Source organism: Limnochorda pilosa, from assembly GCF_001544015.1.
Taxonomy (GTDB): Bacteria; Bacillota; Limnochordia; order Limnochordales; family Limnochordaceae; genus Limnochorda; species Limnochorda pilosa.
In genome coordinates, this window is sequence record NZ_AP014924.1 from 955,882 (window position 1) to 970,434 (window position 14,553).

Consider the following 14,553-nt stretch of genomic DNA (forward strand, 5'->3'; position numbering starts at 1 on the left):
ACCTCCCTCTGCGTCCACTGCGGCCGCCCGTCAGGCTTCCGAATGCTCGGTACGGGGCGGTCTCACCCAGATCCATCCCTCGCGTTCCGCCCGAGCGCGATCCAGCGGCGGCATGACGTTCCCCTCCAGGAAGTCGGCAGCGGCGACAACGCACAACGCCGCATCGAGCACATCAGCGCTGCTCTCGAACGTCCCGACGTCCTCCGGGAAGATGGTCCCCTCGCGGCGCAACGCATCCAGGATGCGAACCCGCTCCAGCTTGGCGTCGGTGCTCTTGTAACCGATCGGCCTGATACCGCGGGCGACCAGCGTCGCCGCCGGATAGACCTCTATCGCGGCCACGGGCGCCGGGGGCGCCCCGGGTTGCCAGCCTAGCGGGATCTCCAAACCCAACCTCGACCGTAACTCAGCCAGGAGCGAGAGGGCGGCGTGGGCGGTACGAGCAATGCGGTCCGCGCCCACGTCCAGAGGCCTCTTGCCCAGCCTGGCTTGAACGAACCTGTCGCTCTCGCGGCGGAACATGGCGTCCGGAGAGACGGCCAAGCCCTCTCCTGCACGGTGGTGCATCAAGGCCTCGGCCAGCTCGAGGGGCCATCCCAGGGGCGCGTCGAGGGCCAGGAGGGTCGGGCGCTCGGGAGGCCGGCACTCCCCGAGGATGGTCTCGACCGCGGTCTTCCCCATTCCGCAGCGGACGCCCCGACGAACCCCGAGCCTTCCGTTCTCCCACACGCCGACCGCCACACCGATCCTGGACTCGTCGGTGGCGCAGTCAACCCCGATAAGCCGAACCTCCACGGCTGGACGCCCCCAGTGCGTCTTGCGACCCGGCGCAGGAGCGGAGGCTGCATCTTCTCGCTCGAGGCCACCTGCCGTCCTATCCCGGCGTCGCATCCTTCACACTCCCGGGAACCACCTTCCCGCCGAGCTCGAAAACCAGCTCCAGATCCGACAGGGCCGTCCACAGCTCGCGGACCTTGCCGCCAGCAATCCGGAAGATGAGCATGCCCGTCTCCCGTACCGGCTTGCTGCTCGCCGGAAGGCCGAGGAGCCCGCCTCGGTACGTCGACTGCCCAGAATACCGGACCACCGCCTTCTCGCCCACACTCAAGATCTCGTGGATCGTCCAGACTTGATCGGTGAACGCCTGGCAATACCACCGGAGCCACTCTTTGAAGGCGGCGGGATTGGCGTTGCCCGCCCGCTTGCCAGACATCACCTACTGCTCCCGAAATGCTTCGACCCACCGCTCGAGCTACCGGTACCTGCCCCGGGCGGCCACGCGGATCTCCCTGACGACCCGCCCGTCCCGGCACCCGTAGAGGACGTCGCTCAGATTGACGGCCGGGCAGACGTGGTTGGGAATCACCCGGAGCCGGTCGCCCACCCGGAGCTCCCCGCCGGCGGGGTCCACCGAGAGGATGCCGTGCTCCTCGCTCAGCCGCTCGAGCTTCAGATCGGGCCGGCCCGCGATGAGCCCGAACGAAGGAGCACCGCCTGCGGCCGGGTCCGAGGAGAGCACCTTGCTGCCCGCATCAACGATGGCCCGATCGGGAGAGGGCCGGCTGACGACGGTCGTCAGCACGGTGAGGGCGCAGTCCGCTTCGCTCGCCGCCCAGCGCTCGACGGTGTTCCGATCGTTGAAGACGTAGGTGCCGGGGCGAATCTCCGTGACGCCGGGTACCTGGGCTTCGAAGGCGGCCCCCGTCGTCGACCCCGGGCTGACATGCTCGATGGCCAGCCGCCGCTTGCGAAGCGTCTCAGCCGTCTCGACCAGGGCCTCGGCCGCCCGGCGCGCCGCTTCGGCCAGGGCAGGCTGCGACGACGCGGCCGCCAGGTGACCGGCGTGCGACATGAGCCCGACCACCTCGAGCCCCCGGATCCGTGCGACACGCTCAGCCAGTTCCACCGTCGCCGCACCGGGCGGCAGCCCCAGGCGCCGGTGCCCAGTGTCCACGTCAATGCAGACCCTGGCCGTCGCGCGGCCGCTTCTCCGCACGGCCTGTGCGACGGACTCGGCGGCCTCCACCGAGTCGACGGCAAGCATGAGATCGACCTCGTTCAGCAGGCGCTCGAGGCGGCGGAGCTTTGGCTCTCCCACGATCGGATAGGCGACGAAGATGTCGGTGATGCCCGCTTCGATCATCACCTCAGCCTCGCCTAGCTTGGCCACGGTGATCCCGGCCGCGCCCGCCCGGATCTGCCGGTGGGCGATCCAGGGCGACTTGTGGGTCTTGACGTGGGGCCGAAGGCGAACGCCCGCCTGCCGGGCGAGGGCGGCCATCCGCTCGATGTTCCAATCCATGACGTCCAGATCCACCACAAGCGCCGGTGTATCAAGTTCCTCGAGAAGGGACGGCCCCTCCACCCGTACCACCTCCGCACCGTGCTGGCTTTCCACTCTGATGGGCGGGTCCCTCCGCTCACCCATGTTCCCACCTACCCTGAGAAGAGCAGTGCTACGAGCAGTGGAGACCCCTGCGTGAGCACGGTCTCGCCCGGCGCGCCTATCTCACGCCCGGTGGCTCCGGTCGTACTCGCGCACGATCCGCCGGATGCTCTTCCAGTGAAGCCGCTCATGCCAGACGAGCCTGCGCAGGACCTTCCGGACCGACCAGACCTCGTCGGTCTCGCGGACGCGCGCCCTGTCGGAGCTGGAGCTGAGCTCCTCCAGGAAGCGAAGCGTCTCCTGGCGGGACACCCGCAACTGGTCCTGCCAGGCCATCTCCCTGAGAGCCTGGGGGTGGAAGGCCGGGCGCCACCCGACGCTGGGAAGGTAGTATCCGACCTCGGTGAGCGCAACGTGTTCCACGACCTGTCGGACGCTCTTCCACCATGCGAAGGGAGCGAAGCGCCTGTACGGGGGATCCCAGTCGAGCACGTCGTCGGACAAGGGCGCAACCGCCTCCAGGAGGCCGCGGCGGGTGCATTGCAGCAGGTGGATGCAGCGAGAGACCTCCTCCGCCGTCGCCGGCGCGAGGTCGTCCTGAAAGGCGACTTCGTCGCCGATGATCTCCTCGACCACCTCGACGGCCCCCGCCTCCTCGACGGACGTACCCGCACCGCACTGCTCCAGCCACAGGCGGTACTCGCCGTACTTGACGGGCACTCGCTTCAGGACCTCGGTCCGGGAGGGTGCCCAGGTCGCGAAGCCGAGGTGGTCGAGCGACCACGCGCTCCACCCTTGCTCATCCCCCTCCCACCGATGAAGCCAGACGCGCAACCTACCTTCACCTCCCGTAGGTGGAGTCGCAATGGGCCGCGGAGCCAGAAGATCTCCAGACCGCCTGGCTCCGACTCACACGGCGGAGGACCGTCGCAGGAAGGCCAGGGTTCGATCCCACGCCAGGGTGGCTGCCGATGGGTTGTATGCCTGCGGGCGGTCAGGTTCGATGAACCAGTGTCCGGTGCCGCATAGCGATAGAAGGTCACCGGGCGGCCCGCACGCCTCAGGGATGCCTCCAGCTCGGCGAGAAACGCGGTGGCAGCCGCGATCTCGGCCTTGGCCTGGAGGTGGTTGGCGTCAAGCGCTTTGCCCAGGGCTTCCGCATCGGCAATGGTCTTTGCGACCTTGCCGTGATAGAGGTCTGGGGCGAATGCCACGAAACCAGATTCGGCCAGTTGCGTGCAGATGCCCTTCATGGTGTCGCTCAAGCCCCACCAGGCGTGAAGGACCAGGACGCCGGGCCCCTTGCCAGTGGGCGGAACGGCGAGAAACGCTCCTCGGCCCCCCGGGATCACCGGCGGGTGAATGCGAGCTCAACGGCCAGCCCTGCGAAGACGACGGCGAACGACCTCTGGATCCACCGGATCGAACGGGGCATCGCGCTGAGGGCTTTGCGTGCCCCGCCTGCGAGGAGGGCATACAGGCAGAAGACCACCAGGGTCATCAGCATGAAGACGGCGCTCAGGCCGACGAGCTGCCGGGTCGCCGAGAGCACTCCCGGTGTGATGAACTGGGGCAGGAAGGCCAGGAAGAAGATGGTCAGCTTGGGGTTCAGGATGTTGAGGGCTACCCCTCTCAAGGCCACCTTCACGAGGCTGCTTTCGGTCGACTCATGCCCGATCGCGAGCGCGCCCGTCTCCTTCCACATCTGCCAGGCCAGAAAGAGCAGGTAGGCGGAGCCCCCGTACTTGACGACCGAGAAGACCGTCGCGCTCACGTGCATGATTGCAGAGAGGCCGAGCGCGCTCGCCAGCAGGTGCGGGAGGATCCCGAGCGTGCACCCGAGGGCCGCCGCGATGCCGGCGCGCCCGCCGCGGGCCATCCCGTTCGAAAGCGTGTACAAGACGCCGGTACCAGGCATCACGACGACGATCAAGGATGTGAGCAGGAACTGCGTGGTAAGCATACTGCACCCCCATCGTCCGGTGAGCCCCCGCAAGCAATGTCTCTGGCTTAAGCGACCTGGGGTGTCGACGGCGCCTCCTGCACAGACCATCCTCGGGTGAAACTCCGGGAGCACCACGGCTTATCCCTATGGGTACGTCGCCGTAACATCTGATCCTTCCCAGTTCGTCCCCAGTTCGTCCCGGCGGGTCGTCCGGGCCGGTCCCTCAAGGGCCGCTCCTCCAGGGCCGCCCCAGGATCCTCTGAGGGCAGTGCTCGGCGCCTTGCGGGTGCTCGCTTAGCTTTCAGTTGGGTCCTCAACGACGCAGAAGAGGTTGGCGTCGGGATCTTCCAGGACAACGCAATCCGCATCGGGAGGGTACCGCCACGGGTAGCGCCTGACGCCGAGACCGACCAGCCGTTCGACCTCACCTTGTTGGTCGCCTGTGTTCAGATCGAGATGGAGCCAGCTTCGCTTCCCGCGACGGGTTTCCGGCGCTCGGTCGAAGGAGAGGTTCGGCCCCTTCCCCAGGGGATCCCGGAGAATGACCCAGTCCGAGGCTCGAGGCTCTCAAGCAACGTAGTTCAGCGCCCGCTCCCAGAAAGCTACCATGCGGTCGAACTCGTAGCACCTGATCACGATCGATCCGATCTTCGTCTGGTATCGATCCCTCCTTCGTGCCGGCTTTCGTCCGTCACGCGCAGCAACGGATTCGTACGGGACCCCACATGAGGATAGACCTACCGACGGGTGATGGGCGCCGTCGCTTCCAGGTGTCGCCATGCCGGTTCCGTAGCAAATCCATTCGAAAAGCATGCCCAGCAGGAAACTGGCTGCGATGGCCCATCACGTCCCGGCCCCCGGCCGCGTCCCCACCCCACCCGCGAGCAGGCCAAGAACTCCGCCCGTCGGGGTCGGCGGGATGTCAAGGCCCGCGTGTTGCGAACAGCACTTCAGGGTACTCCTCCGCCAGCCCCTCCAGCGGCACCTCCGGCGGGCCCTTCAGGTGCCGGTCGGAAGAAGGCCAGGGCGTAGGCTGTGACGATCTGGTGCGCCCGCTGCGGGTCCAGCGACCCGGTGAGGCCCGACCGGGAGCTTATGGGCGAGAGGAGCAGGGCATCGGAGAAGTCCTGGTGAAACATCCCCGGCACCTGCACGATGTAGCCGTCGCCCGCAAGGCGGTCGAAGACGGCCCACATGGTGTTCAGGATGTCGGATTGGCCCCAACCCTCCCGCCGCATGGTCTCTGCGTCCCGGGTTATCCAGAGGGTCGGCTACTTCAGGCCTTCACGGACCACGTCAGCCGACATGAAGACGTCCATTACCAGGCAAGCCCTGAACCTGGGCTCCATCCGGCAGGCTTCGGCGGTGATCGCGCCGCCCAGCGACAGCCCGGCGATGGCAGCCCGATCCAGGTCCAGCCGCCCCTCCAGGACGCCCTGCGGATCCGCCTCGTTCAGGGCTGCCAGTTGATTCAGCGTGCAGACCGCATCTTGGGCCAGAAAGGGGATCATGCGGTCAGACGGGCGACCGGCGCCATGATCTGGGCATCTTCCATGTACGGAGCCCGCGCAGAGGAGGGGTCGACCGTGGCTGGATAACCTGGATAGGCTTACAGCTCCTTCCATATTCCTGGGGGAGACTCAGGCACTGCACCGCCGAGAACGGGATCAAGGAGCTGAAGGACGGGCTCGGCATCGACTCCATCGGCAAGGAGACCTTCTGGCCCAATGCGGCGGACCTGCTGATCAAGGGCATCGCCTACAACCTGCTGCTCCGGCTCAAGGCGCTGGCCCCGGCGCCCTATCACCACTACACCGCGACCCGTTTGCAGCTGTGGCCGCACCGAGCTGCATGGCAAGCCATCCGGCTTCCACTGAGCACGTGGCGTACCTGGAACGCCGTGGGCGAGGAGCGGAGGCCACCAGTAGGAACGGGCGGCCCGGGCAGCTGCGCCCTTCTTCACCTTCCGAGCCGTTGCTCCTGCCGTTTCTCGTATCTCCCTGCGCCGCCTACCCCCTTCTTTATGGCGAGTCTCGGCTCACATTCCCAACCTGAAGCGCAACTTGCCGTCAACAGCATTCTATTCCTCGCAATCTCGGGTAGATTCGCGTCCATCGAAGGGCCCCGCGCAAGATCCGGGTTCAACGACGCCTCGTCGAACCCCAGGGCCGCGAGAGACTCCCGCTCGACGACGGCTGCCGCATGTCCTGCTGGTAGGCCGGATGGACGCTGATGCTGGGAATCGAGACGGACGCGCTCAACTACTCGAGGTATGCCCCACGGTGCTGGGCAAAGCACCGACCCGCATCCACGCGTGCTCCTCCTCCTAGACATCGAGGCCGTAGTGGGACCGCAGGACCCGGTTAATCTCAAACAAGTCGTCCGACACCTGCGGCGCGGGTTTAGCACCGCTCCCGTCGGCCCATCTCTTGAACCCGCTTGCGGTGCTGATGCAGACCACGGGGCCATCGAAACGCTCCCCCTGGTCCAGAGCCAGTCTGCATCCGGCCAGCCCGGCGGCGGCGGAGAGCTCCGCCCAGATGCCGGCCCGGGCGAGACCTTCCCGCGAGGCGACCAGATCCGCATCGGTCACCCGGATCGCCCACCCGCCGCTCTCCTGGACGGCCAGGAGGGCCCGGTACCCGCTGACAGTGGTGGCGATGGAGACCGCCCGGGTCGGGCGGGCCGGAACGGCGGCCACGGGCCTTCCCTGGGCTAGGGCCTGGAAGAGCGGTGCCCGGGCAGCTGGCTCGCAGGCGAACATCCGGGGCACCGTCGGGCTGAGACCAAGGCGTTGAAGCTCGGCAAAGCCCTTCCACACACCGAAGAGCAGCTCCCCGTAGCCGGTGGGCACGAAGACGGCCGCGGGCGGGCGCCGGCCCAGTTGGAGGAACAGCTCATAGGCGATGCTCTTGTACCCCTCGGGGCCGAAGGGGTGACCGGTATGCCCGCCTTCGGTCAGGTTGCTGACGGGATGGTACCCCAGTTGCCGGACGATCTGCCGCATCACAGACCAACGGGCCTCCCGCTCCACCTGGAGCACGACGGCCCCGTAGGAGCGAATCCACGCCTGGACCTCCAGCGGCGCCCCGGCGGAGACCAGAGCGACACAGGGCAGACCGGCCCGCGCAGCGTAGGCGGCGGCGGAACCGGCGTGATTGCCCGACGAGGCGACCACGACCCCGGCGCTGCCAGAGAGCGCGGCGGCGCTGACCGCGCACCGGTTGAGCCGGTCCTTGTGGCTCCAGGTCGGATTCCGGCTCTCGTCCTTAATGTAGAGCCGGCCGTCCCAGCCACCCGCCCCACCCTCCAAAGGGATGAGTGCGGTACCGCCCTCGCCTAGGGCGAGGCGCTCGTCCAGCGGAGGCAGCAGCGGGGTCCAGCGGTCGAGCCCGGGCAGGGCCGGCTGGTCGAACAGACCCGCCGACACCCGGCTGTAATCGTAGTCGACCGTCAGCGGATAGGCGATCTCCGACGTGCTGCTTCGGGGGCACCCCTCGGTCAGGGGCGGCCACAGCGGATAGCGGTACTGTCCCGTGCCCAGAGAGATCTGCCCAATGGCCAGCGAGCGTATCACGTCTAGTCACCCCGGTGTTCACGAGCATGTTGCCTGGACTTGTGGGAGGCAGATCGCAGACCCAGAAGGCGCTGCCGGTCAGTCCGAAACCTTCCCTCGCGCTGGGATCGCTAGCCGCGGCTGCCCGGCGGCCACGGAATCAAGATACCTTTACCGTTGCCGGCGGTCAATGCGGGGTGGGAAGCGTTACCACCAGTAGATTCCGTTCCTGGGGCGGCCATCCAGCATGAGCACGCTGAGCTCTACAGCCCCACGACGCGCCCCCGGTACCTTCGCCGCAGGCGCTCGTTGTGCTCCCGCCCGCCGTCGAGGTTGTCGCTCATCAGGACGGGCGGCTCGATGCCCATCTGGACCAGCCGGGCGGTCGCCTCGAGGACCACCGAGTGCAGGACCGCCGCGCCGATGACGGTCGAGACGGGCCCCACCTTCTCCGGCACCCCCGGGACCTCGATCAGGGCGTCGCCCTCGGGCGCGCCCAGGTCCAGGACCAGGTCTGCGATTTCGAAGAGCCGCTTGCCGCTTCGATGGCGCGATGTCACGGTACGGGAGTACTCCAGGGAGGTGAGGGCGATCACCCGCAGGCCGCGCTCCTGGGCCAGCAAGGCGATCTCGATGGGCAGCGGATTGCGCCCCGAGGTCGAGAGAACGATGAGCAGGTCGTCGGTCCCCAGGGGTAGGTATCGCTGAAGGAGCAGGGACGCGTACCCTTCCAGCCTCTCGGCGGCTCCCAAGAGCGGATCCTCGATGATGCTCATAGCGGCCAGCCCGCCTGCTCGCCCCACCACCTCTCGTGCCAGCAGGGCCGAATGGCCGCTGCCGAAGAGATGGACCACCTGATCGCCGGCGATACACTCGGCCACCCAACGAGCCGCCTGGTCCATCGCCTCCCTACGCTCTGGATCCTGGATGCTCTCGAGTCGCCCGATCATCTCGTGCAGGTAGGCTGCGGATGGTCTCACTGACGCGCGCTCCTCTCCTCTGACGGAGGCCTGGACTGCCGCGGTAAGGCGACCTCCAACTCAGGCTCCCTGCGACTCCTCAGCGGCAGAGAGGGTGGAAATCCCGGGGCCCGAGACCAAGGACGCCCGCCACTCTTGCCGCGTGCCCCACGTGCCCCAGGTCGTGGAGCGCGTGGGCATCGCTTCCAATGGAGAAGGTACACCCTTCCTCGCGCAGGATCCGGGCCACCTCAAGCCGGGGGCTGCAGCTCATTCCGTGCAACTCGACCGCCACGCCGCGGATCCGCAGGATGGCGGCCAACTCTCGGTAGAAGCTGAGCGGGAAGAACCGCCGCACGATCTCCGCCTCGGCTCGCCGGCGGCCCGCGAAGTCGAGCGCCCCGGGGTAGCGGGACCACCGGGCAGGGAGGTACCCCTCCACGTGGCCCAGCACGTCTACGAACTCCGCCCGAGCCGCCTGCAGCACCTGACGCTGGTAACAGGCCCAGTACTCCTCCTCCGGCAGGTCGGCCAGATCAGCCGGAGAGAACCCGCATTCGCCCGGCCGAATCTCGTGGACGCTGGCGACGACCAGGTCCGCCGCGGCCAGGACCTGGTCCGGGCAGAGCAGCCTCCCACCGGCCACGCCGGTCTCCACCCCCAGCAGGAGGTCGACCCCTTTCCGGGCGGCGAGGTCCTGGGCCTGGCGAAAGGCGTGGAGGTACTGATCCGGCGGCACTCGAACCGAATTGGGCCGCCCGATCTCGAAGTGGTCGGTCACCGCGAGGCGTCTCACCCCGATGTCGACCGCGCGGGCGATGATCGCCTCGAAATCGTCCTCGCCGTCCGAGTACCCGGAGTGGACGTGCATGTCCCGCTGGAGGATCCACTCGGAGGCGCTTCCATCCGACACCGCTTCGCCACCCCTTCCCAAAGGGCCAGCCCGCCTGGTGGGGAGCTACCGGCTCCGCCCGAACGCCGATCGGATCAAGAGGCCCCTCCGGGACCGGGCCTCGGGCTCCCGGGCTCGGCGCAGGCCTCCAGCAGGAAGTGGATCATGTTCCCCAGCAGGCGCCGCACCGAGTCGTCGGCGAAGAGCTCCGGCACCCACAGCGCTTCCCCGACGTAGATCCCCGCCTCAGACAGGACGACCGCGGCGTTGGTCGCTTCCGGGTGGGAAGCGGTCGCCCGGAAGTCGTCGTACCAGACGCCAAGCACCTGACCACCCGGCAACGTCCGAACCACCACCGCCCGGTTCCGCGGGGTCTCGACGAACTCGGGAACCTCCTGCCAGACGGGGTGTTCTGCTGTCCGGCGGATGCTCCCATGGAGCGGTCGCAGGTGGTTCCAGCCGACGAACTCCACCCGCAGGAGCTCCCCCAGCCCGAACCCGTAGGGCTCGTACAGGGCGCCGTCGGGCGTCTTCAAGGAGGAGTGGTAGAAGACGAGCAGCCGCCCCCCGGCCGCGACGAAGCGCCCTATGGCCCCAAGCTGGGCCTCGCTCATCCTCCGGCTCCCCGGCATGATCAGCAGCTCGGCCGCGAGGAAGCGGGCATCGCCCTGCTCCAGCGCCTCGTCCGAGAGCTCCACCCACTCCAGCCCCAGGCCGGCCAGAAGCTGCCGCACGTTCTCGACCTGGAGCCCGTACGCATCCCCCAGGAAACCCACAGCCGCCTCCCACTCCAGGGTCGCGTCGCTCACGTGAAGGGCGACCTGCGCCGCCGGCGCCGGCTGGGCCAGGAGGAGGAGAGCCGCCAGAGCCAGGGAGCAGGTCACTCCGCACCTTCGGAAGCTCACAGGTCGTCCCACCCCTCCGGCCGGAGCCTGACCGTGGCCACGACGGGCAGGTGGTCGCTGGCCACAGTGGGAAGGACCCGGTAGCCTCCGGCACCTTCCTCCAGGCGGAGGTCGGGCGAGAGGAAGATGTAGTCGATCCGACTGGTCGGTGCGGTGGATGGCAGGGTATAGCCGTCCTCCAGCAACCGTTCGGGGGTCACCCGGTCCGTGCAGGCGACCATCCGGTAGAGGGTATGGGCGTCGTTCATTACCCGCTGGAAGAGGGTCACCTCGGCCGTGACCGCCCACGCGTTCAGGTCGCCCGCCAGCACCTTGGGGTTCGGCAGCGCTTGCAGCTCCTCGTGGACCCGCAGCGCCTGATTCCTCCGGATCCGGGCGTCCTTGTGATCAAGATGGGTGGAGACGAAGCTGAGAACGGCCTCCCCCACGTCGATCCGGGCCACCGCGGCGCTGCGGGGCTCCGACAGGGCGTCAGCGGGCAGGGCCACCGTCCAGCTCTCCAGGATGGGATAGCGGCTCAGGATCGCGTTGCCGTAGCTTCCGGTCGCCACGGCGAAGGCGGGGGCGAAGGCGTAGTCGAAGCCGAGTCGCTCCGCGAGGTAGCGGGCCTGGAAGACCATGCCGGATCGAGGGAAACCCCGGTCCACCTCGTTCAGGCCCACCACGTCCGCCCCCGACGCTTCGATCACCTGGGCGATCCGGTCGAGGTCGACCAGACCGTCGCAGCCCAACGCGTGCTTGATGTTCCACGTCATCAGGGTGATCGACCGTTGCGCCAGCACCAGGCCCTCCGTGAAGACCAGGGCCGCGAGGACCAGCATGGCCGCGGCCGCCGCCCTACGGCCTCTCAACCGAGGGCATCTCCCCTCGTCCTGGATCACGGCTCCGGATCACCTCCCACCTGTGGAAACGGCTCGATGCCCAGGGCGCCCGCGGTCTTCCGGGCCACGTCGGGATGGGTGAGCGTCCCGCGAAAGGCCTCCGAGCCCGGGCCGTAGGCGTACAGGGGGACGGCGCCGGCCGTGTGGTCGGTGGTCAGCCACTGGACCCGCAGTCCCTCCCCGCCGGCGCCGCCGCCCACCACACCCAGCCCTCCCGTCTCGTGATCGGCGGTGACGACCACCAGCGTCTCGCCGTCGCCGGCAGCGAAGTCGAGGACCACCCCGACCGCCTCGTCGAACTCCCGGATCTCCCCCAGGGTCTCCTGCAGGAGGTGCGCGTGGGCGGCCTTGTCGACCTTCGCCCCCTCCACCACGAGGAAGAAGCCGTCAGGATCGGCTGCAAGCCGATCGAGGGCGAACCGGACCATCTGGACCAGGGTCGGCTCCGTGGGGAGCCGCTCTCCGGCATAGCTCAGGTGGCCGGGCATGAACAGGCCGAGGATCGGGCTCTCCCCGGGGAGCTCCTCCAGCTCGTCCCTGGTCCGAAGGTAGTGGATGCCCTGATCGACGGCGGCCTCGAGCAGGCTGCCCGGGCGGGGCGCGCCCGTGAAGGGGTGGGCACCGAAACGATCCCTCCCCCCGCCCAGCACCAGCTCGGGCGGGTCCTCCACGAGCTGGGCTGCGATCTCCTCCTCGAAGTCGCGCACGGCCACGTGGGCGTAGAACGCGGCAGGCGTCGCGTCGGTCACCCGGGCCGTGGTGACGATGCCTGCCGACCGGCCGTGGTCCCGGCTGATCTCGAGAAGGCTCCGGACGGGGGTGCCGTCGGGCAGCACCCCGGTACACCCGTTGTCGGTCCCGAGGCCGCTCGCCAGCGCCGTCGCCGCCGCGGCCGAGTCGGTCACCGCCCGGTCCGCGGATCCGGTGAGCACGAAGGCGGTCGCCTCCATCCGGTCCACGCTCATCTCGGGCCGGCCGCCGAAGAAGGCGAGGCGCGCCGCGGTCAGGTGGTTGAGGCCGAGGCCGTCCGCGATCATGAGCACCACGTTGCGGGGCCCGGCCGGAGCACCGGCCGTCGCAGGAGCGGCGACCAGGCTGATCAGGAGGCAGATCGCCCCCACGATCAGGAGCTTCCCGCCGATCCGCAGCTGCGCAGGGGCCTTGCGGCGAACGGTTGCCGTCACGCTCATCGTCTCCTCCCCCCCGGGGCCGAGTCAGTCCTTCAGACCGCTCAGGGTGATCCCTTCGGTGAAGTACCTCTGGTTGAAGACGAACAGGATGATCACAGGCAGGATCGCCAGGGTCGAGGCCGCGAAGACCAGGTTGGGATACTGCTCGTACTGGCCGTTGAACAGGGGTATGGCCAGGGAGAGGGTCCGCAACCGGTCCTCGTTGACGATCAGGAGCGGCCAGACGTAGGCGTTCCAGTTGCCGGTGAAGGTGAAGATGGTCAGGGTGGCCAGGGCCGGTTTGAGGAGCGGCAGGATCACCTGGCCGAAGATGCGGAACTCGCTGCACCCGTCGATCCGGGCGGCGTCCAGGAGATCATCAGGGATGGTCAGGGCGAACTGACGCATCATGAAGATGCCGAAGGCGGTCGACAGGTTGACCACGATCAGCCCCGCGTAGCTGTTGACCAGTCCCAGCCGAAAGGCCATCACGTAGAGCGGCACGATGGTGACCGGGTACGGGATCATCATGGTAGCCAGGATGGCCCAGAAGAAGATCTTCCCGCCCCGAAACCGGTACTTGGCGAAGCCGTAGCCCGCCATGGCCGCCGTGAAGACCGCCACGACGGTGGGTATGACCGCGGTGACGATCGTGTTGAGGTAGTACCGGGCAAACATGGGCAGGCGCTCGAAGACGTCGGTATAGTTGGAGAGGATGGGATCCTTCGGAAGGAAGGTGGGCGGGAACTGGCTCACCTCCTGCAGGGTCTTGAAGGAGCCGAGCAGCATCCAGAGGAAGGGGGCGATCATCAGCACGCCGCCCGCGACCAGCATGACATAGAGCGCCACCCTCCACGCCGCCTGCTGCCGCTGGTACGCGACACCCGGATCGCTCACGTCGAGTCGAGCCCTTGCGAGACTCCTACCCACCGTAGTGCACCCCCCGGCCGAGGAATCGCCAGTTGATCCAGGTAAGGGCCATGGTCACCAGGAACAGCCCGACCGACATGGCTGCCGCATAGCCCATCTGTAGGCTGCTGAACGCCTTCTCGAAGATGTAGAAGACGATGACGCTGGTCGAGTCGACGGGGCCTCCCTGGGTCATGATGTTGATCTCGGCGTAGACCCGCAGCGCCCCCATGGTGACGGTGATGACCACGAAGAGGGTCGTCGGGCTCAGCAGGGGGAGCGTGATGTAGCGGAACTGCTGCCAGGGCGTCGCGCCGTCCATGGAAGCCGCCTCGTAGTATGTCTGGGGAATCCCCTTGAGCGCTGCCAGGTAGATGATCATGTTGGTTCCGACGGCCAGCCAGATCCCCATCACGATCACACTGGGCATGGCCGTCGCCGTGGTCTGGAGCCAGTTGGTGGCGCCTACGCCGAAGAGCTGGAGGACACCGTTCAGCAACCCCCGGTAGTCGTAGATCCAGAGCCAGATCACCGCGGCCACCGAGATCGGCGTGACGACCGGCATGTAGTAGATCGTCCGGAAGAAGACGACCCCCCGCAGCTTCGAGTTGACCAGCAGGGCGAGGACCAGGGAGAGGATCACCACGCCCGGGATCGTCCCCGACGCGTAGAGGAACGTGTTCTTCATGGAGGTCCAGAAGAGGGGGTCGTCAAGCATCTTCGCGTAGTTGGCGAGCCCCACGAAGGCGTAGCGCGGGGAGATGATCCGGTAGTTGGTGAAGCTGAGGTAGACCCCGATGATCGCCGGGATGAAGGTGACCATCATGTAGAAGAGGAACCCCGGCCCGATGAAGACGTAAGGGGCGATCCATCGCTGGAAGCGGTACCCGGCCCGGCGCCATCCACCCCGCCCTGCGGCCATGTCCCCCACTCCTACCCGAAGGTGTGGTA

17 protein-coding genes are annotated in these 14,553 nt (G+C 67.8%); all 17 read right to left on the reverse strand.

Annotation, left to right across the window (positions count from 1 at the left end; all coding sequences use genetic code 11):
* Positions 1-30: 30 nt before the first annotated feature.
* Positions 31-795 (reverse strand): DUF429 domain-containing protein, encoded by a 765-nt coding sequence (locus LIP_RS04240; protein ID WP_068134778.1) that lies wholly within the window; start codon positions 793-795, stop codon positions 31-33.
* Positions 796-874: 79 nt separating this feature from the next.
* Entirely contained in the window at positions 875-1,213 is a 339-nt protein-coding gene (locus LIP_RS04245; protein ID WP_068134780.1) for an ester cyclase, read from the reverse strand.
* 39 nt (positions 1,214-1,252) lie between these two features.
* A complete protein-coding gene (locus tag LIP_RS04250) occupies positions 1,253-2,428 on the reverse strand; it encodes an alanine racemase (protein WP_082725845.1) in 1,176 nt (391 codons plus the stop codon).
* Between the two features lie 81 nt (positions 2,429-2,509).
* A complete protein-coding gene (locus LIP_RS04255) occupies positions 2,510-3,220 on the reverse strand; it encodes a DinB family protein (RefSeq protein ID WP_068134787.1) in 711 nt (236 codons plus the stop codon).
* Entirely contained in the window at positions 3,112-3,738 is a 627-nt protein-coding gene (locus LIP_RS20380) for a dienelactone hydrolase family protein (RefSeq protein WP_198409714.1), read from the reverse strand. The genes LIP_RS04255 and LIP_RS20380 overlap by 109 nt, the downstream gene beginning before the upstream one ends.
* Positions 3,735-4,349 carry a LysE family translocator gene (locus tag LIP_RS04260; protein WP_068134790.1) on the reverse strand — a complete coding sequence of 205 codons (615 nt, stop codon included), beginning with the start codon at positions 4,347-4,349 and terminating at the stop codon, positions 3,735-3,737. Before LIP_RS04260 ends, LIP_RS20380 begins: the two co-directional genes overlap by 4 nt.
* Positions 4,350-4,625: 276 nt before the next feature.
* Positions 4,626-4,874 carry a VOC family protein gene (locus LIP_RS20385; RefSeq protein WP_198409789.1) on the reverse strand — a complete coding sequence of 83 codons (249 nt, stop codon included), beginning with the start codon at positions 4,872-4,874 and terminating at the stop codon, positions 4,626-4,628.
* Positions 4,875-5,281: 407 nt separating this feature from the next.
* Positions 5,282-5,569, reverse strand: coding sequence for a hypothetical protein (locus tag LIP_RS04265; RefSeq protein WP_068134793.1), 288 nt, complete (start codon positions 5,567-5,569; stop codon positions 5,282-5,284).
* A gap of 33 nt (positions 5,570-5,602) precedes the next feature.
* Entirely contained in the window at positions 5,603-5,842 is a 240-nt protein-coding gene (locus tag LIP_RS04270; protein WP_068134796.1) for an alpha/beta hydrolase, read from the reverse strand.
* Positions 5,843-6,657: 815 nt separating this feature from the next.
* Positions 6,658-7,908 (reverse strand): threonine synthase, encoded by a 1,251-nt coding sequence (locus LIP_RS04275; RefSeq protein WP_068134799.1) that lies wholly within the window; start codon positions 7,906-7,908, stop codon positions 6,658-6,660.
* 242 nt (positions 7,909-8,150) lie between these two features.
* Positions 8,151-8,867, reverse strand: a complete 717-nt coding sequence (locus LIP_RS04280; RefSeq protein WP_068134802.1) for a sugar isomerase domain-containing protein — start codon at positions 8,865-8,867, stop codon at positions 8,151-8,153.
* Between the two features lie 79 nt (positions 8,868-8,946).
* Complete coding sequence (locus tag LIP_RS04285) at positions 8,947-9,759, reverse strand: PHP domain-containing protein (RefSeq protein ID WP_068134805.1); 813 nt, start codon at positions 9,757-9,759, stop codon at positions 8,947-8,949.
* Between the two features lie 74 nt (positions 9,760-9,833).
* Positions 9,834-10,643: a type 1 glutamine amidotransferase family protein gene (locus tag LIP_RS04290; protein WP_068134808.1), complete on the reverse strand. Its 810-nt coding sequence runs from the start codon at positions 10,641-10,643 to the stop codon at positions 9,834-9,836.
* Positions 10,640-11,494, reverse strand: coding sequence for an endonuclease/exonuclease/phosphatase family protein (locus tag LIP_RS04295; RefSeq protein WP_144440319.1), 855 nt, complete (start codon positions 11,492-11,494; stop codon positions 10,640-10,642). Before LIP_RS04295 ends, LIP_RS04290 begins: the two co-directional genes overlap by 4 nt.
* A 26-nt stretch (positions 11,495-11,520) precedes the next feature.
* Complete coding sequence (locus LIP_RS04300; protein ID WP_068134813.1) at positions 11,521-12,714, reverse strand: alkaline phosphatase; 1,194 nt, start codon at positions 12,712-12,714, stop codon at positions 11,521-11,523.
* A 24-nt stretch (positions 12,715-12,738) separates the two neighbouring features.
* Entirely contained in the window at positions 12,739-13,623 is an 885-nt protein-coding gene (locus LIP_RS04305) for a carbohydrate ABC transporter permease (RefSeq protein ID WP_144440320.1), read from the reverse strand.
* Positions 13,616-14,524: a carbohydrate ABC transporter permease gene (locus LIP_RS04310; RefSeq protein WP_068134818.1), complete on the reverse strand. Its 909-nt coding sequence runs from the start codon at positions 14,522-14,524 to the stop codon at positions 13,616-13,618. The genes LIP_RS04305 and LIP_RS04310 overlap by 8 nt, the downstream gene beginning before the upstream one ends.
* Positions 14,525-14,553: the final 29 nt, after the last annotated feature.